The organism is Methylomicrobium album BG8, from assembly GCF_000214275.2.
Classification (GTDB): domain Bacteria; phylum Pseudomonadota; class Gammaproteobacteria; order Methylococcales; family Methylomonadaceae; genus Methylomicrobium; species Methylomicrobium agile.
On the sequence record NZ_CM001475.1, the window covers coordinates 841292 to 859683 of the forward strand.

The 18392-nt window shown below is 52.4% G+C and carries 16 protein-coding genes; 2 read left to right on the forward strand and 14 right to left on the reverse strand.

The window, feature by feature from the left end:
• Positions 1 to 157: 157 nt before the first annotated feature.
• From METAL_RS03615 to METAL_RS03660, 10 genes are all read right to left on the reverse strand, one after another.
• Positions 158 to 1678 carry a lipopolysaccharide biosynthesis protein gene (locus METAL_RS03615; RefSeq protein ID WP_005369717.1) on the reverse strand — a complete coding sequence of 507 codons (1521 nt, stop codon included), beginning with the start codon at positions 1676 to 1678 and terminating at the stop codon, positions 158 to 160.
• A gap of 75 nt (positions 1679 to 1753) precedes the next feature.
• Positions 1754 to 3496: an AAA family ATPase gene (locus METAL_RS03620; RefSeq protein ID WP_005369718.1), complete on the reverse strand. Its 1743-nt coding sequence runs from the start codon at positions 3494 to 3496 to the stop codon at positions 1754 to 1756.
• A 337-nt stretch (positions 3497 to 3833) separates the two neighbouring features.
• Complete coding sequence (gene mtaB / locus METAL_RS03625; protein ID WP_005369723.1) at positions 3834 to 5123, reverse strand: tRNA (N(6)-L-threonylcarbamoyladenosine(37)-C(2))-methylthiotransferase MtaB; 1290 nt, start codon at positions 5121 to 5123, stop codon at positions 3834 to 3836.
• Complete coding sequence (locus METAL_RS03630) at positions 5124 to 6353, reverse strand: nucleoside recognition domain-containing protein (protein WP_040578449.1); 1230 nt, start codon at positions 6351 to 6353, stop codon at positions 5124 to 5126.
• 180 nt (positions 6354 to 6533) lie between these two features.
• Complete coding sequence (gene purB, locus METAL_RS03635) at positions 6534 to 7898, reverse strand: adenylosuccinate lyase (protein WP_005369726.1); 1365 nt, start codon at positions 7896 to 7898, stop codon at positions 6534 to 6536.
• Between the two features lie 50 nt (positions 7899 to 7948).
• Positions 7949 to 9403, reverse strand: coding sequence for a hypothetical protein (locus METAL_RS03640; RefSeq protein ID WP_005369728.1), 1455 nt, complete (start codon positions 9401 to 9403; stop codon positions 7949 to 7951).
• Positions 9400 to 10695 carry a KGGVGR-motif variant AAA ATPase gene (locus METAL_RS19790; RefSeq protein WP_005369730.1) on the reverse strand — a complete coding sequence of 432 codons (1296 nt, stop codon included), beginning with the start codon at positions 10693 to 10695 and terminating at the stop codon, positions 9400 to 9402. The genes METAL_RS03640 and METAL_RS19790 overlap by 4 nt, the downstream gene beginning before the upstream one ends.
• Complete coding sequence (locus METAL_RS03650) at positions 10692 to 11117, reverse strand: hypothetical protein (protein ID WP_005369731.1); 426 nt, start codon at positions 11115 to 11117, stop codon at positions 10692 to 10694. The genes METAL_RS19790 and METAL_RS03650 overlap by 4 nt, the downstream gene beginning before the upstream one ends.
• Positions 11114 to 12205 carry a tRNA 2-thiouridine(34) synthase MnmA gene (mnmA, locus tag METAL_RS03655; RefSeq protein WP_005369732.1) on the reverse strand — a complete coding sequence of 364 codons (1092 nt, stop codon included), beginning with the start codon at positions 12203 to 12205 and terminating at the stop codon, positions 11114 to 11116. The genes METAL_RS03650 and mnmA overlap by 4 nt, the downstream gene beginning before the upstream one ends.
• A complete protein-coding gene (locus METAL_RS03660; RefSeq protein ID WP_005369733.1) occupies positions 12198 to 12659 on the reverse strand; it encodes an NUDIX hydrolase in 462 nt (153 codons plus the stop codon). Before METAL_RS03660 ends, mnmA begins: the two co-directional genes overlap by 8 nt.
• Before the next feature lie 256 nt (positions 12660 to 12915).
• On the opposite strand from METAL_RS03660, the gene clpS reads away from it, so the two are divergent.
• A complete protein-coding gene (clpS, locus tag METAL_RS03665; protein WP_005369734.1) occupies positions 12916 to 13239 on the forward strand; it encodes an ATP-dependent Clp protease adapter ClpS in 324 nt (107 codons plus the stop codon).
• Between the two features lie 13 nt (positions 13240 to 13252).
• The gene (gene clpA, locus METAL_RS03670) at positions 13253 to 15523 is read left to right on the forward strand and encodes an ATP-dependent Clp protease ATP-binding subunit ClpA (RefSeq protein ID WP_005369746.1); all 2271 of its coding nucleotides are present in this window, start codon (positions 13253 to 13255) and stop codon (positions 15521 to 15523) included.
• A gap of 37 nt (positions 15524 to 15560) precedes the next feature.
• Here the strand turns inward: clpA and infA are convergent, their stop codons facing one another.
• The 4 genes from infA to trxB form a co-directional block, all read right to left on the reverse strand.
• On the reverse strand, positions 15561 to 15779 hold the full coding sequence (gene infA / locus METAL_RS03675; RefSeq protein ID WP_005369748.1) for a translation initiation factor IF-1: 219 nt from the start codon (positions 15777 to 15779) through the stop codon (positions 15561 to 15563).
• A 152-nt stretch (positions 15780 to 15931) separates the two neighbouring features.
• Positions 15932 to 16654, reverse strand: coding sequence for an arginyltransferase (locus METAL_RS03680; protein ID WP_005369750.1), 723 nt, complete (start codon positions 16652 to 16654; stop codon positions 15932 to 15934).
• Positions 16651 to 17346 (reverse strand): leucyl/phenylalanyl-tRNA--protein transferase, encoded by a 696-nt coding sequence (aat, locus tag METAL_RS03685; RefSeq protein WP_005369752.1) that lies wholly within the window; start codon positions 17344 to 17346, stop codon positions 16651 to 16653. Before aat ends, METAL_RS03680 begins: the two co-directional genes overlap by 4 nt.
• 70 nt (positions 17347 to 17416) lie before the next feature.
• Positions 17417 to 18370 (reverse strand): thioredoxin-disulfide reductase, encoded by a 954-nt coding sequence (trxB, locus tag METAL_RS03690; RefSeq protein ID WP_005369755.1) that lies wholly within the window; start codon positions 18368 to 18370, stop codon positions 17417 to 17419.
• Positions 18371 to 18392 lie beyond the last annotated feature (22 nt).

Sequence of the window (18392 nt, forward strand, 5' to 3'; positions counted from 1 at the left end):
ATGCCAGGGATGCGTGAATGCAGCGATTGCAGGGAGGCAAAAAAAGGTAGGGCAACGCAAGGAGCGGTTGCCGAGGAGCAAATCGCTGCCCATGCAGTCGTCTTTTTCAAAGAGGGGAATGAATCATTCGCTTTTCATCACAATCGCATTCGGAAAGTTATTTCCTACCGGGACCTAAAGATTTGCCGGAATCACCAGCCGGCAATTTTTTTCGAAAATGGAACAAGCCGCGAAACTCGAACAGTGCGGCACTCAGCAAATAGCTTCCCATCAATAAAGTACCTGCCTGCCAGCTCCGGTACCCGTAAGTCAGCAACGGCTCTCGGGCGAAATACAGGCCGAGCCCGAAAGCGATATAAAAAGCGATCCGTTTCAGGTCGTAGGCGACCGGATAGTATCTTCGCCCCAACAGGTACGAAACGACAGCCATCGCCGCATAGCAGGCCAGCGTCGCCCAAGCCGAACCGACATAGCCGTAGTGCGGAATCCACCACAGATTCAGGCCGATCGTGATCAGCGCGCCGCCGAGCGAGACGAACGCGCCCATCAGCGTCCGGTCGGTCAGTTTGTACCAGATCGACAGGTTCACATAAATGCCCAGAAACAGGTTCGCGAGCAGCAGAATCGGGGTTACGCCGAGCCCGGCGCGGAATTCCCGGCCGATAAAATACTGGAAGAAATCGATGTACAGCGTCACCAGCAGGAAGATCGCCATGCAGAAAATCACGAAATATTTCATCACGTCCGCATAGACCCGGCGCGCATCGCTCTTATCCGCATAGGCGAAGAAGAACGGCTCGGCCGCGTAGCGAAATGCCTGGATGAACAGCGACATCAGGATCGACAGCTTGTAACAGGCGCTGTAGATCCCGAGCATGCGCATGTTCATCAGCGGGTCGTGCGGCAACAGATATTTCAGCAAGGCCCGGTCCAGCATTTCATTCACGATGCCGGCGAAACCGATCACCACCATCGGCAGCGAATAGCCGACCATCTTTCTGAATAAAACGCGGTCGAAGCCCCAAATCAACCCTTTCAGTTGCGGCGTCAACAGCACGAATTTGACCCCGCTCGCAGCCAGATTCGCGATGAACACGTAGCCGAGGCCGATGCCGGGATCGTAGATCGGCGCGAACCAGACCTGCTCGTTCTTCGCGTACAGCGGCGGACAATAGGCGATGAAAAACAGGCTCAGGCCGACCGTGACCAGGATTTCCAGGATCTTGATTCCCGCAAACCGGAACGCCTTGTTTTCGGCCCGGAGCCTTGCGAACGGAATCGAGGCGATCGCGTCGAGCCCGAGAATGATCGCAAACCATTCCACGTACTCGGGGTGATGCGCATAATGCAGCGCTTCGGAGAGCGGCGTTCGGACGAGCCTTATTAGCAGCAGAAAAACCAGGTTGGCTCCCAGCACGAACCACAATGCGGTCGAATAGGCGCTGTCGCGCTGAGGATCGTTTTTGTCGCGGAAGCGGAAATAGCCGGTCTCGAAGCCGAATACCAGCAGCACCGCAAAGAATCCGGCATAGGCGTAAAACTCCGACACGACCCCGTATTCCGCCGCTGAAAAATGATAGGTATAGAGCGGCACCAGCAGGTAATTCAAAAACCGCCCGAAAATGCTGCTCAGGCCGTAGATGGCGGTTTGCGAGGCGAGTTTTTTGATGATGCTCATATTTTCGCTGATCTATAGATAAAGCGATATAAACTGACTGATGAAAAAGAGATAAAGCCAACCCAATCTATAGACCTATTCACCGAGGGGTTTCGCTCGTTTTGCTGTTGCTACAATGGCATCGAGTTTCTCAATTACTTCATTATCAATCTGTTCTTTAGTGATAAACCCGGCAAGCAAATAGTAATCACGCTTGCGAAAAGATAATGGTAAATTGAGTTTTTTGAAAAATATCCTGAAGATACGATCAAGCACTTCATCACTAGCTTTTACTTCAGAAGACCAAGGGGATTTTTCATCAATTTCTAGTAAGTGTGTCACTTCGGCAATAGCTTCTTGCATTGTCTGTTGGCGATGCAAGCGTTCGTTCAAACCAAATAAATCATCTGGGACATCATGGATAGCCCATGCATCCAGTACAGCTTTACTACAAATATAATTTTCGATTTCGCGTTTTTGCCACATGATTTCATTCAGGTTAGCGGTGGGCTGAAGCTCGCGTTCCAATCGATCAAAAATTGCAATACCGACTAGGTCGCTCTTGGCCTCGCGCAATCCGTTGAAGTGATCACGAGATCTTTGTGGCAAATTGGTTGCAACATAGTGAACAAAAGGGCGGTCGAGTAGCGATTCGGCAGGATGGCTCAGAATTTTTGCGAATGCTTTGAGAATTGCCAGGTCTGTTGAGTCTTCTACATAAAGCACCCATCCAGTTTGTTCGGCTTCATAGTATTGATCCCAACCTAAATCGGTTAGTGCCTTCATGACTTGGCTATTGCGTTCATTCAAGGTATGTGGTTTGCCAACAAAAGCGATGATAATTCCACGGTTTGCGGCTTCAGTAAGCACTACCTCTGAGTGACTGGCGGCAATAATTTGAGAGCCTTTTGCTTCGGCAAGCTCATTAATGAGTTGATATGTCTGGCGTTGTCTCAGGACTTCTAGATGAGCGTCAGGTTCATCTAACAGTAACACGGTGCGTGGGTTCGCATAAAGGTGTGCAAGAATCAAAAGAGTTTGCTGTAAGCCACGGCCTGAAGAAGAAAGGTCGAGTCGAATTCCCGACTTTTCTTCATATTCCATAATAATCTCGCTACGTTCGGTAATAAATTTGGGTGTTTGCAGTTTTACTCCGAAAAAACGCAAAATCTTATCGGTTAATTCTTTCCAATCATCGGATGGATTGGTGGCTTCTTCGCTTGGGAAACAAACCCGATAACAGAGATTGCGTAGTACCTGTGCTGTTTGTCCTTGTCCAACGAGTACACCAATTTCTCCGGGCTGCTTAATAAATTCACGGTCGGCAAGACCGGACATTGGCGGTAATAAAGCAACTCTGATTCTGCTTGCCAGTTCTGGAATAACCATTCGCTCCGGCTTATCAGCATCATTAAGTCTGAGTGGGCGGCAATAAAAGGATTCTTCGTTGGCGTAATCAAATTCGAGTCCACATGACCAAGGTTGATCTTCAGTTACGCCCTCGACTAGTATGTCAATACGAATGTTTTGTGTTTTTTGTTTACCTTCTTGTCGCTCGACGTTACGGATATGTAAATCACGCCAAAGAAGATTAGCGGTAGGTATGGGAAGAGCAACTAAATCACGTCGGTTAATAGCTACGCCTGGACGCTGAACTGCGGTTGACTTGCCTTGTCTCTTTTCGCTCCACCGTCGTAAGCCTAATTCCCAGAGTGCAAGGGCTTGGAGCGCTGTTGTCTTCCCTGAGTTATTCGGTCCGATAAATACAACGGATTTTCCTAAATCAACTTCAGCTTCTACAAAACGTTTAAAATTTCGAATGGTTAATTTCGTTAGCATTTACCCTTCTCCAGCTCCAACGCATATAATCAACTGAATTGTTATTCAATTAAATTACCAATGAGAGAATTTTGTTCTACTTCTGTCAGTTTCGTGCGGATAATCCGATTCTCAACTGACACATTCTGATCCACTATATTGCCGACCTTCAAGTAATTCGACGTATAACCGAAGCAATATAGGTTGGGTTGCCTGCTTTTTGGGCAACCCAACACTTCCCATCCTTATGTTGGGTTGGCTATCGCCAACCGCAACCTACGGTTTTTTTCTTGCTGGTGTAGCTCAGGGTGCACGTTAGCGTTCCCCGAGGATAATATAATCTATCGCGCTTCTCTGCCTATTCGATCAATTCGCCCACAACCCAATTTTGGCCTGGATCGGTCAGGTGGGTTGAGATTACCTGATTTTCGACCGATCTTTCGCAGCTCACGATGCAACCAACTTTTAGGTAATTCGGGGTATAGCCGAAAACCCGCTGCCGGTTATCGCCGCAAGGTTCGCTGTAGCCCTCCCACAACACCGGAAGTTCGCGGCCCAGATTGTTCCGGTAGAATTTCAGCTTCATTTCTTCGGCCAGACGGTGCAGGTCGGCGCTGCGCTGCTTCTTGACCGCATTGCTGACTTGGCCGGGCAGAGCCGCGGCCTTGGTGCCTTCGCGCCGGGAATAGGTGAAGATATGGAGGTGGCCGAAGCCGGTCGCGGCAATGTAGTCGACACTGTCCTGCCATTCCTGCTCGGTTTCGCCCGGAAAGCCGACGATGATGTCGGTCGTGACGTTGAAATGCGCAATCTGCCGGCGCAGGCGATGCACGATTTCAGTGAATTCCTGCGTTTTGCAGCGCCGCGCCATCCGTCGCAGCACGCTGTCCGAGCCACTTTGTAAGGGTAGGTGCAGATGCGGCATCAGGCGCGGGTTGTCGAACAGTTCGAAAAAGCCGTCTGACAATTCCCACGGTTCGAGCGAACCGAGCCGGATGCGCGGAATGTCGGTTTGCGCAAGAATCGCCCGGATCAGCTCGGCCAGGTTGCTGCCGAGGTCGCCGCCGTAGCCGCCCAGATGCACCCCGGTCAATACCACTTCGGCGATGCCCTGGCTGTAGAGTGCGTTGATTTCCTCGATCACCGCGGCGATCGGCCGGCTTTTTTCCTCACCTCTCGCTACGGTCACGATGCAGAACGTGCAGCGGTAGCGGCAGCCGTCCTGGACTTTTACGAACGCGCGCTGGCGGCCGCGGGTAAACAGCGAAAATTCGCCGGGTTCGGTCGCCTGCGCGGGCATGCTGTCCAGGTTCAGTTCGTTCAGCGCTTTTTCGACCAGCTTGTCCTTGTCCCGGTTGCCAATCACCAGGTCGACACCCATTTCGGCCTCGGCTTCCTGCTGATTCAGCGTCGCGTAGCAGCCGCTGACGACCAGTTTCGCCTGCGGGTTGTCGCGGTGGATGCGGCGGATCGACTGGCGCGATTTGCGGGCCGCGTCGCGGGTCACCGCACAGGAATTCAGCACGATCAACTGGGCGGCTTCCGGCCGGGCGGTGATCCGATGGCCGGCGCGCTCGAAATCCTGCGCCCAGGTTTCGAGCTCCGCTTCGTTGAGCCGGCAGCCGAGGGTTTGCAAATGAACTAACATTTATCCGAAAAACCGATAAGCAATCAAAATGGAGGCGATCACGCCCGCAAAATCCGCCATTATCCCACAACCGGCGGCGTGGCGGATATTTTTGATCCCGACCGCGCCGAAGTAAACCGCCAGCACGTAAAAGGTCGTTTCGGTGCTGCCTTGGATGATGCAGGACAGGCGGCCCGCAAACGAGTCGGCGCCGAGCGTTTTCATCGTGTCGATCATCAGCGCGCGGGCGCCGCTGCCGCTGAAGGGTTTGATCAGGGCGGTCGGCAGCGCGTCGATAAAGCGGCTGTCGACCTGAAACCACCTCGTTAAAAACCGCATCCCGTCGTTCAGGATGTCCAGGGCGCCGCTGGCCCGAAAAACGCCGATCGCGGCCAGCATCGCGACCAGATACGGAATGATCGTGATCGCGGTCTGGAAGCCTTCCTTGGCCCCTTCGACGAACGCTTCGTAGGCATTGACCTTTTTATAGAACGCGTCGGCGATAAATACAACCACCAGCAAAAACAGGACCGCATTGCTGATCAATGCCGATTGCGCGAGCATGGCCTCCTGCGGCAGCGAGATAAAGTATGCGAGCAGGCCGCCGACCAGCAGGGTCATTCCGGCCAGATAGGCCATTACGACTTTGTCGAACAGGTTGAGCTTCTGCATGAATGCGACCGCCAGCAGGCCGGCCAGCGTCGAGAAATAAGTGGCGATCAGGATCGGGATGAAGACGTCGGTCGGATTCGCCGCGCCGAGTTGGGCGCGGTAGGTAAAGATGGTGACCGGAAACAGCGTTACCGACGAGGTATTGATCACCAGAAACAGGATTTGCGCGTTGCTGGCGGTTTCGGGATTCGGGTTCAGCGTCTGCAATTCCTTCATCGCCTTGATCCCGAGCGGGGTGGCGGCGTTGTCGAGGCCGAGCGCGTTGGCCGAAATGTTCATCACGATCGCGCCGAGCGCGGGATGATTTTTCGGAATGTCCGGCATCAGACGGCTGAATAATGGCGTCAAGCCCTGCGTCAGCAATTGGACGAAGCCGCTTTTTTCGCCGACCCGCATGATGCCGAGCCAGAGCGACAGCACGCCGGTCAGGCCCAGAGAAATCTCGAACGCGGCTTTCGCTTGGCTGAACAGCGCGGCCATGATGCCGGCAAAGATTTGAGTGTCGCCGAAAAATACCAGCTTGACCGCGGCCGTGAGCAAGGCGATCAGGAAAAAGCCGCTCCAGATCAGGTTGAGCAGCATGGTCTTATGTTTTGCGGACAGGCCGCGCAGGCAAAAAAAAGGCTGCGCCGGATGACGCAGCCTGGGAGAGGAAATACCAAACTCTCGAAGCGGGGGAGAAGTCCAATGAATACGCATTAACCATGGCAAGTCGTTATATTGGAGTCTAGGATAAAACCCGCAGTTTTCAAGGGTGGATCAGATTTTTTTTGCCAGGGCTTCGGCGTAGCCGGTATAACCGCGCGGCGTCAGGGCCAAGAGGCGGGCTTTGGCGTGCGCCGGAATCTCCAGTTTCTCGATGAACGCGCGCATCTCGTCCGGCGAAATGCGCTGGCCGCGGGTCAGCTCCTTCAGTTTTTCGTAGGGCTTTTCGATCCCGTAACGCCGCATCACGGTTTGAATCGGCTCCGCGAGCACTTCCCAGTTCGCGTTTAAATCGGCTTCGATCGCTTCGCTGTTGATCTGCAGTTTGCCGATGCCTTTCAGGGTCGATTGAATCGCAATGCTGGTGTGCGCGATCCCGACGCCGATGTTGCGCAGTACGGTCGAATCGGTCAGATCGCGCTGCCAGCGCGACACCGGCAGTTTTTCGGCCAGGAATCCAAACAACGCATTGGCGATGCCGAGGTTGCCTTCGGAATTTTCGAAATCGATCGGATTGACCTTGTGCGGCATCGTCGACGAGCCGACTTCGCCGGCCACCGTTTTTTGCTTGAAATAGCCGAGCGAAATATAGCCCCAGACGTCGCGGTCGAAATCGAGCAGGATCGTGTTGAAGCGCGACAGCGCATGGAAAAACTCGGCGATGTAATCGTGCGGTTCGATCTGAATCGTATAAGGATTGAAAGTCAGGTCCAGCGATTCGACGAAATTTTGTGCGAAGGCTTCCCAATCGACTTCGGGATAGGCGACGCTGTGCGCATTGTAATTGCCGACCGCGCCGTTGATCTTGCCCAGCAGTTCGACCGCCGCCAGTTGCTTGCGCTGGCGCTGCATGCGTGCCGCGACGTTCGCGAATTCCTTGCCGGCGGTGGTCGGGCTCGCGGACTGGCCGTGAGTGCGCGACAGCATCGGCTGGCCGGCCGTGTCAATCGCGATCTTCTTGATCGCCGCGATGCAGGCATCGATCTGTTCGAGCATGACCGCGCGACCTTCTTTCAGCATCAGCGCATAAGACAGATTATTGATGTCTTCGGAGGTGCAGGCGAAATGGAAAAACTCTGAAATTTTTTCGAGTTCCGCATTGCCGGCGATTTTTTCCTTCAGGAAATACTCGACCGCTTTCACGTCGTGGTTGGTGGTCCGTTCGATTTCTTTGACCCGCGCCGCGTCCGCTTCTGAAAACTCGTCCGCAATCGTATTCAAGGCTAGCAGGGCCGCCTCGCTGAATGCCGGCACTTCGGCGATTTTCGCCTCGCGAGCCAAGGCCTGCAGCCAGCGCACTTCGACGAGCACACGGAAGCGGATCAGGCCGTATTCGCTGAAGATCGGACGCAGTTTTTCGACTTGGCGGGCATAGCGGCCGTCGATCGGGGAAATGGCGGTTAAGCTTGTATTAGTCATGTTCGATGGGTGATTTTTTAAGAAAAATGATAGTTGGGATAGTGGGTCGATTATTTGACTGGTTTGATGCCGCCTCTTCTTCCTAAGCCATAACCCACTCGATATACATCCGGTAAATTGATGCGACCATCGCGCATGACCTCAAAGATACCTAAATCGACTAAATCTTGTTTGATGCCTTCTGGGCCTTGATCTAAACGGCTAGGAGGGAGTCTTACCGTTTCGCTGTCAATATTGTTTAAGCTATTGACGATGTTATGTTTGTTCCAAATTTCTTCAATTATATCGAATTGACAGGGGACACTAATGCCTTTCAATGGGTTGATCAAAAGTTGTACCCACGGATAATCTTCTTTTAGTTCATTGACTCGGATATTGGATGCTTTTTGTACGCCCTTGTTGATAGCTTGATAGTGAAGTGCAAATTTTTGATCTCTAACCAAGTTATCGGTGGCCGCTTCTCTTAAAGCGGCTAGAAAGCTTCTTGGGCTAACTTTGCCACGGCTATCGCCCAAATGATTGGGTAGCCATGTATAAGGAAAACCACGGCGCGCGTCGGTTCCCATCCATTCACCAGCAAGTGCGTGAAAAACTTTCCGTTGCACTACTTCATTTTTTTGCATTTCTTCTGGGATAATCCAGACATCGAAATCAGAATGCTTGGTCCAGTGCTGTTGAAAGTGTTGAGAGCAATTGTTTCGAAATTCCTCGCCGCCTTCCGGTGCATTGCCCAAATATTGCCATAGCAAATTAAACAACTCTAATTTATTCCATTCCAATCTGGCGGGATTGTTAATGAGTTTAGAACTATCAGGAAAATCCGTCACATAAGGATCTTCCAACATATCCGGGCGTGCAAATATTTTTAAACGAATGGCGCGAAAAGAACGGAATTCTAAAGCGACTTGTAGTAAACCTTTTAATAGTTCTTTTAAGGACCGCCAGTCATCGGCTGTGCGGTCAAGTGCGTCGAACAAAACGATAGATTTTTTATTGTCGCTGACTAGCTGATTGTCGATTTTGAGTAGTTGATTATCTAGGGTTTCAAAATTTGATTGATAGTGCTCTACTCGTTCCGACCATAAAGATTGATCGGATATGCCGAATTTCTCTGAGCCTAGAATCGCCCATGTAATAACGGTATTCCAAATGTCTTGAGTCGATATGTTTTTTTTTAATAAACTGGCCAAGACCTTTTTTGTAGGATAGTGCGTAGAAGGTGTCTGGCCAAACCCGGTATAGCATTCAATATTGGTAAGTTCTGAACGAGGAGATAGGTCAGATACTAATCGGCGGCGCTCCGGGTCTTGCAACTCCAGCCACCATTCGCTTTTTCCTGCGCCACGAATACCCTCAACCAACATATTGTCGGGATGCAGTGCTTTGGTATGAATGGGAGGGACATAAAAAAAACGCATGTCGATAGCCTTGTCACCCGATTGCTGTTGTTGTTCGGGTAGTGATAGAAATGCTTTGCGCAGAGTTTCGATTGGAAAAGCTTTCATGCGAAATATTCACCTAAGGCAAGACGGCTGGCTGTTTGCAGAAAATTACCGTAGCAAGCAATTATTTGATTACTATTGCTACGAAAATATTCTTCCGATTGCGGATTAAACTCCTGAAACGTAATGTTCCAAAATATTTCAAGAGGAAAATGCGGGGCTGTGTCGTCAGTCAGAGGATAATTAAAAGTATCCAGGTCTTCCGGGTCGGATTCTTCGTAAATGGTTTCCAGAAATAAGTTATAAGCGGATTCACGGCATCTGGAAAAATAATCCTCCCTACTTAATTCAGGCACCATGCCGGCGACTATTTTAAGGTTTTCCCTAAATGCCGTTAAATTGACATTCCATTTTTGCCAATGCTTAAACAAAAAACGGTAAGCTTGCCATGTTTGCGGGGTATTGACAGCAAACAACAAGGCCATGTCTGTCAGGCGGGTAATGGCGATTGCGGCAATATCGTGAATGCCGGCACGACTATCCAATAGAACAATATCAGGTTTTTCTTGAGTTTCTAGTTTTTGTAACAATTCGGAGAGTCGATGAGCGAAGTCCAGTATTCTACCGTCCTGATTGATGTCCATATAAACTCTGGATAGCTTTGCTATGTAATCTTGCTCCTTGCCTCCAGCAGCGGATACTACCCGTACCGTGCCTTCGGTCGATTCCGACAATGGGCTGGTGGCAACCATGTCGCGTAACAGCCATTCGTCGGCTTGGCCGACTGCCTCTTCCACCAACCAATCGACCACGCCGAAGTCTGCGGCTCTTTCGTGTGGCAACAAAATTTGGCCTATGCCGGGCGATTCCAAGTCCAGATCGATAACCAAGACTTTTTTGCCTTGCTTGGCCAGATACCACGACCAGATGGAGAGTGCAGTCGATCGTCCGACGCCTCCTTTAATGCCGAATAATGTGACTCTAGGGGGATGAGGGGCTTCTTCAATAGGTTGGCGTAACCAGTCTTGGCCGGTGATTTGTCTGTCTAATAAATAAATCGGATGGGAGATTCCTTGGATAAGAATTTTGTCAGGGGATTTTATTAGGCTATCGATTGCAATCAGTTCTTCAGAATATATAAAAATAGAATCTTCTGAATATGCAAAGTTACCTAATAAATTGAACAGCTTTTTTGCTAATTTTTTGTGTTTATTGCTTTTTTTTGTTTGTACTATAACGCTAATTCGACCGTAAATATCGCGTAATAAAATGGGCTCTTTCCCGAAGTGAGAGTGGTTTTCTTCTATGAATTCAATGGTTTTTTCTAATGCCTCATGAAAAAATACTTTGTTCATAGAATACCTCTTGCACGAGCTTCGATCATTAAGTTGACAATTGAGTTATTCACAACTAGCTTGTGGGGTAATACATTACCTTTATTAAAGTTCTTGTGATGGGCGTAGCGTGAATTAACCGTCCATTTGTTAAATGGATTGTTAGGACCTGGTATATGCGCTGAGAGTGAAGAAGCATTTCGCCCTTGAAGAAAACATCTGAAATGATCCCATAATTTATCTATATGCTTTTTATCGGTTTGATTTAAGAAATCGCCGTTTTTATCAACTAGGCTAGGATCAAGTCCTTTCATTACGGCTTTTAAAGCGCACTCAGCAGCTAGGCCATAAAGATGATCGGCATTGGCATAACGTTTACCATCGAACAATGAATCGGCGTCTTGCTGATGTCGCTCGTAAGCATTCTTAAAGTCGGCTTTCATTTGTTTGTCTTAGACTCGATAATGCCACCGCCTAAGCAGACTTCGTCATCATAAAACACCACCGATTGTCCCGGCGTAATCGCGCGCTGCGGCTCGTCGAACACCGCCTTGCAGCGGTTTTCCGGCAACGGAATCAACCTGCAGGGTTGGTCGGTCTGCCGGTAGCGGGTTTTGGCCGCGCAACGGATCGTTCCAGCCAGCGGGCGGCCGCTGCACCAGTCCAACTGGCCCGCTTCGAGCACATTGTGCAACATCAGCGGGTGGTCGTGGCCCTGGCCGACGACCAGCACGTTGTTGTCGAGGTCTTTTTCCAGCACGTACCAGGGTTCGTCGGGCGTATCCTTGACCCCGCCGATGCCGAGCCCCTGGCGCTGGCCGAGCGTGTAATACATCAGGCCGTGGTGGCGGCCGATCGTTTTGCCTTCCGGGGTGCGGATGTCGCCGGGCTGGGTCGGCAGGTAGCGCTGCAGGAACTCCCGGAATTTGCGCTCGCCGATAAAGCAGATGCCGGTGCTGTCTTTTTTTCGGGAATTCGCGAAGCCGGCTTTCTCGGCCATCGTGCGGATCTCGCTTTTGTGCAGATGGCCGATCGGAAACAAGGTACGCGATAACTGCTTCTGGCCCATCGTGTACAGAAAATAGCTCTGTTCCTTGCCGGGATCGAGTCCTTTCAATAAAAAATATTCGCCGCCGCGCGCTTCGACGCGCGCGTAATGGCCGGTCGCGATATATTCGGCGCCCAGGTCTTCGATCGCGTAATTCAGGAATGCCTTGAACTTGACGTGTTTGTTGCAGAGGATGTCCGGATTCGGGGTGCGGCCTTTCGCAAATTCGGACAGGAACACTTCGAACACCTCGTCCCAGTATTCGGCCGCGAAATTGACCGTTTTCAGTTCGATGCCGAGCCTGTCGCAGACTTGCCGGGCGTCGGCCAGATCCTGCATCGCGGTGCAGTATTCGGTGCCGTCATCTTCCTCCCAGTTTTTCATGAACAGGCCGGTTACCCGATGGCCCTGTTCCAGCAACAGCAGCGCGGTGACCGAGGAGTCGACGCCGCCCGACATGCCGACGATAATATTTTTAGACATGGTTCAGATCAAGCAGGGATTGGATTAAGGATAACGGATAACGGGCGCCTTTGAGGTATTCGTCCACGCATAAGGCGACGAGCGGACTTCTCAGCCGTTGGGGATCGGACAGCATTTCGTCGCGCGTGAGCCAATGGGTTGCGATGATGCCGTTGTCCAGCGCACGTTCCGGTTGGTGGCTGTGGCAACTGCCGGAGAAGCAAAGGCGCAGGAAGCTCGGCGAGTCGGGATTGCGCCGCCAGAGCTGGATGCCGACGAGATGTTCCGGTTCGAAACGCCAGGCGGTTTCTTCGAACACCTCGCGCCGCGCTGCCGCGAGCAGGTCTTCGCTTTCTTCGAGGTGTCCGGCCGGCTGATTCAGTCTGATTCCGTCAGTGGTTTCCTCTTCTACCAGCAGGAATCGTTGTTCGCGCTCGATGATCGCGGCCACGGTCACATGCGGCTTCCAAACCATTCATTTTCCTCGTATTACAAAACGGCTATTTTACTCGATTTGGGGCGTCGGCGGGGAACGAATTGAACTCTTTTCATTAATCGTGTCAAACGGAACGAGTAGAAGCGAATGCTGATATTTGTCCGTTTTATAGCGTTGAAAAAGCGCTATACTTCAGTTAGGTGGAAGCGGGGGGAAATACAATGAGTATGAGCTTGAAATCAACTGCCGTTTGGTATTATTGTTAAGTCTGTAAAGATTTTTCACCGCGATTTCTATGTCTGATTTTGATCCATTGCATGATAACCAAAGCGGCCTCGTTTTGCAGGAAGCCAAGCCGAAGCTGAAAAAACCGCCGTTTTATAAGGTTATTTTGTTGAATGACGATTTCACGCCGATGGATTTTGTGGTCGAGATTCTGATGGAGTTTTTCGGCATGCCCCATGAGAAAGCGACTCATGTGATGCTGCAGGTCCATATGCAGGGAGTCGGCGTATGCGGGACTTACTCCAAGGATGTGGCGGAAACCAAGGTCTATCTAGTCAATGAATATTCACGTGCGCATCAGCATCCGTTAATGTGCACAATGGAAGAAGCGTAAATTTGGTGAGCTTATGTTAAGTAAAGAACTTGAAGTTACTCTGAACAATGCCTTTAAGAATGCGCATGAGAAAAGGCACGAGTTTATAACGGTCGAACATTTGCTCCTGGCGCTGCTGGATAACCCTTCCGCGGAGGCGATCATGAAAGCCTGCGGCTGCAACATTAAACTTTTGAGGGGCCAGTTGACGCAATTCATCGACGAGACCATTTCCCTCATTCCTCAAGGCGTACAGCGGGAAACGCAGCCCACATTGGGGTTTCAACGGGTGCTGCAGCGGGCCGTCTTCCATGTTCAGGCTTCCGATAAAAAAGAAGTGTCCGGCGCGAATCTGTTTGTCGCGCTGTTCAGCGAACAGGATTCCCATGCCGTTTATCTGCTGAACAAACAGGACATTTCCAGACTCGACGTGGTCAATTATCTCGCGCACGGCATTTCGAAAATCGATCAGGAAAATCAGGCGTCCGAGGACCGGAGTTCCGACGCTTCGAATCCGGATGCCGAACCCTCCGGAAGCCCGTTGGATAAATATACGACCAATTTGAACGAGGAAGCGCGCCGCGGACGGATCGATCCGTTGATCGGTAGAGAGCCGGAAGTCGAACGGACGATTCAGATTCTATGCCGGCGCCGGAAAAACAATCCGCTGCTGGTCGGCGAGGCCGGAGTCGGGAAGACCGCGATCGCCGAAGGCCTGGCAAAGCGGATCGTCGAGGAAAATGTGCCGCGCGTGCTGAAGAACAGCGTCATTTATGCCCTGGATCTGGGTGCATTGGTGGCGGGCACCAAATATCGGGGCGACTTCGAAAAACGCCTGAAGGCGTTGGTCAACCAGCTCAAGCGGGAACCGGATTCGATCCTGTTCATCGACGAGATTCATACGATCATCGGCGCCGGTTCCGCGTCGGGCGGCGTGATGGATGCGTCGAACCTGATCAAGCCGCTGCTCGCCTCGGGGCAGATGCGCTGCATCGGCTCGACAACATTCCAGGAATACCGCGGCGTCTTCGAAAAGGATCATGCATTGGCGCGCCGCTTCCAGAAAGTCGATATTCTGGAGCCGTCCGTCGAAGACACGGTGCTGATCCTGAAGGGCTTGAAAGCCCGCTTCGAGGAACACCACGACGTGGTTTACTCGACCGAGTCGCTGCGCCTGGCCGCCGAGTTGTCCGATCGTTTCATTACCGACCGGCATCTGCCGGACAAGGCGATCGACGTGATCGACGAAGCCGGTGCCCGGCAGCGCATGCTGCCCGAAGACGAGCGCAAACAGGTGATCGATGCGGGCGAAATCGAAGAAATCGTTTCGAAGATCGCTCGCGTACCGGCCAAGACGGTTTCGTCGAACGACATCGACAAGCTGGCGAATCTGGAAAAGAATCTCAAGATGCTGGTGTTCGGCCAGGATGAAGCCATTGCCGCGTTGGCCTCCGCGATCAAGCTGTCGCGGGCCGGGCTCCGGGAAACGCAAAAAACGATCGGTTCGTTCCTGTTCGCGGGACCGACCGGCGTCGGCAAGACCGAAGTGACGCGGCAGTTGGCCAAGATTCTGGGCGTCGAGCTGATCCGTTTCGACATGTCCGAATACATGGAGCGCCATACCGTTTCCCGGCTGATCGGCGCGCCTCCGGGTTATGTCGGTTTCGATCAGGGCGGACTGCTGACCGAGCAGGTGACCAAGCATCCGCATTCTGTGCTGCTGCTGGATGAGCTCGAAAAAGCGCATCCGGACGTGTTCAACTTGTTACTGCAGGTGATGGACCATGGCACGCTGACCGACAACAACGGCCGGAAAGCCGATTTCCGGAACATCATTCTGGTCATGACGACCAATGCGGGATCCGAAGAGGGCAGCCGCGCATCGATCGGCTTTACCCAGCAGGATCATGCCGGCGACAGTATGAAGGTGATCGAAAGGGGCTTTTCGCCGGAATTCAGAAATCGGCTGGATGCGATCATTCAGTTCAAACCGCTGAATATTTCGGTTGTCGGGCATGTGGTCGATAAATTTATTTTCGAGCTGGAGGCGCTGCTGGCCGACCGGCATGTGACTTTGACGCTCGATGCCGATGCCCGCCTATGGCTGGCCGAAAACGGCTGTGATCCGAAAATGGGAGCCCGGCCGATGGCGCGGTTGATACAGGAAAAAATCAAGAAGCCGCTGGCGAACGATCTGTTGTTCGGCAAGCTGGTCCAGGGCGGCCACGTCAGGATTTATATGGAAAACGACGAGCTGGCTTTTGCGATTGAAAGCAAGGATTTGATCGTGCCCGAAAGCATTTAGGAGTCGGAATGCGCGATTCCGGGCCCGGAGTCCGGAATCAGCGCATCCGGAAGATGATCCGGCCTTTGGTTAAATCGTAAGGTGTCATTTCGACTTTGACGGTGTCGCCGGTCAGTATACGAATATAATGCTTGCGCATTTTGCCCGAAATATGAGCCGTCACGATATGGCCGTTTTCCAGCTGGACTCTAAACATCGTGTTCGGAAGGGTATCGATCACCTTGCCTTCCATTTCAATTTGATCTTCTTTTGCCATTTTTGGGTCCTGGTTATTAAAATCAGTAATCATACCATAAGCCGTTCCTTCACGACAAAAGGCGAGACGAACAATCGCCGGGCATTCCTCACCTTTAACCTGAAAAAGACGGGCATGGCGGAAGCCGTTCCGTATAGGAGGGCCGCCATACGTTACGTGGCGCCTGCTTCTTCGTAATCCGAGAATTCCCGCCACTCCTGTTCGATATAGAGCTGTAACGGCTGGTAAGCACTTTTATAGACCATTTTCCGGCAGTTTTTTATCCAGTAACCCAGATACAGAAATTCGCTCTGCTGTTTTCGCGCTTCTTCGATCTGCCACAACACCGCATACATTCCCGGACTGAATGCGTTGAATTTGGGATCGAAGAAAGTATAGACCGCCGACCAGGCATGCGTGAAGCGGTCTATCACCGCAACGGCCGCCAGTTCTCCTGCAATGGAAAATTCGGCGAACAGAGTATCGCACCATTCGCTGCCGAGAAAATCGATATAATCCTCAGGGCCGGTGCGCGCCATCGAGCCGTCCGGGTGCCGGCTGTTCTGGTAACGCAGATACATATCGTAATGGGCTGGTTCAAACACTGCCGGTTTGATCACGACCCGGGTATCGGCATTTTTTTTCCGGCAGCGCTTTTGTTGCCGGTTCGGTTTGAAACGGGCCACTGGGATTCTCACCGGGATGCAGGCCGAACATTGGGGGCATTGCGGAGTATATACGTCGTTGCCGCTGCGCCTAAAGCCGTGTTTTAGCAATTCCGCGTAGATCGCCGGCGTGATCCGGAACGCCGGATGCACGAACGCCGACCGTGCGGTCTCCCGGTCCAGATAACTGCACGAATGGTCGCCGGTAATGAATAAAGGAATCGATGTCATGCGTCCTGCCAGGCGCACGCGGCGGCCGGCCGCGTGCAGTAGCGGTCGAGCAGACGCATGAAGTCGTTGCGGCCGATCAATTCGGCGCCAAGGCTGGCCAAGTGGGGCGTATAAACCTGGCAGTCGATCAATTCGAAATGCCAGTCGCTGAGATGCCGGACCAGCACCGCAAATGCGGTTTTCGAGGCGTCGGTCTCCGTGTGAAACATCGACTCGCCAAAGAAGACACGGCCTATCGCGACGCCGTATAATCCGCCGACCAGCTCGCCTGCGCGCCAGGTTTCGGCCGAGTGCGCAAAGCCCAGGCGATGCAGTTCGCGGTAAGCGTGCATAATGTCCTGGGTGATCCAGGTGCCCTCCCGGTGTTGCCGGGACTCTCCGCAGGCGGTGATTACTTTGTCGAAAGCGGTGTCGAAAGTCACGGTGAAAGTATTTTTACGTAAAGTCTTGCTTAGGCTGCGGGAGACCTGCAAATGTTCGGGAAACAGGATCAGCCGGGGATTGGGCGACCACCATAGAATCGGTTCGTTGGCGTTGTACCAGGGGAATATCCCGTGCCGGTAGGCATTCAACAAACGGGTGACCGACAGACAACCTCCCACCGCGAGCAAACCGTTCGGTTCCGCCAAGGCGGTATTTAGCGGCGGGAAGGGTTGATCCGGCCGCTGAGGGTCGAGTATCGCTATCTTCATCCGTTTGGGATTGGCTAAAAAGCGCGAGTCGGGTTCTGCATCGAGCTTCGCACAATTAGACCGTACGGCTTTAGGTCAATTCATCGAGATATTTTTCGGCGTCGAGCGCCGCCATGCAGCCCGCACCCGCGGAGGTGATTGCCTGTTTATAGACCGCATCCATCACGTCGCCGGCTGCGAACACGCCCGGTACGCTGGTGGCGGTTGCGTTGCCGGCGATGCCGCTTTTGACCTTGATATAGCCGTGCTCCATTTCGAGTTGCCCTTCGAAAATATCGGTGTTAGGGGTATGGCCGATCGCGATGAAGACGCCGTGCACGTCGATCTCTCGCGTTTCGTCGGATTGCGCATGTTTTATCCGGATTCCGGTAACGCCCATGTCGTCTCCGAGCACTTCATCCAGCGTGTGGCCCCACTCGATCGTCACATTGCCGTGGGCGGCTTTTTCGAGTAACTTATTGGAGAGGATTTTTTCGGCGCGGAATTTGTCCCGGCGGTGCACGACCGTTACGTGCGAAGCGATATTCGCCAGATACAGCGCTTCTTCAACGGCGGTATTGCCGCCTCCTATCACTGCAACCGGTTTGTTTTTGTAGAAAAAACCGTCGCAGGTCGCACAAGCGGAAACGCCTCGGCCTTTAAAGGCTTCCTCGGACTCCAGCCCCAGATAGCGCGCGGATGCACCGGTTGCAATGATCAGCGCATCGCACGAATAGCGTCCGGCGTCGCCGGTCAGCACAAACGGCCTTGTCGACAAATCGGCGGTATGAATATGATCAAAGATGATTTCGGTCGCAAAACGCTCGGCATGCTTGCGCATCCTTTCCATTAGGTCGGGGCCTTGCAGTCCCTCGACATCGCCCGGCCAGTTATCGACCTCGGTCGTGGTAGTCAATTGGCCGCCTTGCTGCAGGCCGGTGATCATGACCGGATTCAGATTCGCCCTTGCGGCATAGACCGCGGCGGTATAACCGGCCGGGCCGGAGCCGAGAATCAACAGACGGCAGTGTTTGGTGTCGCTCATTCGGACCTCTTCAGGGATAAAC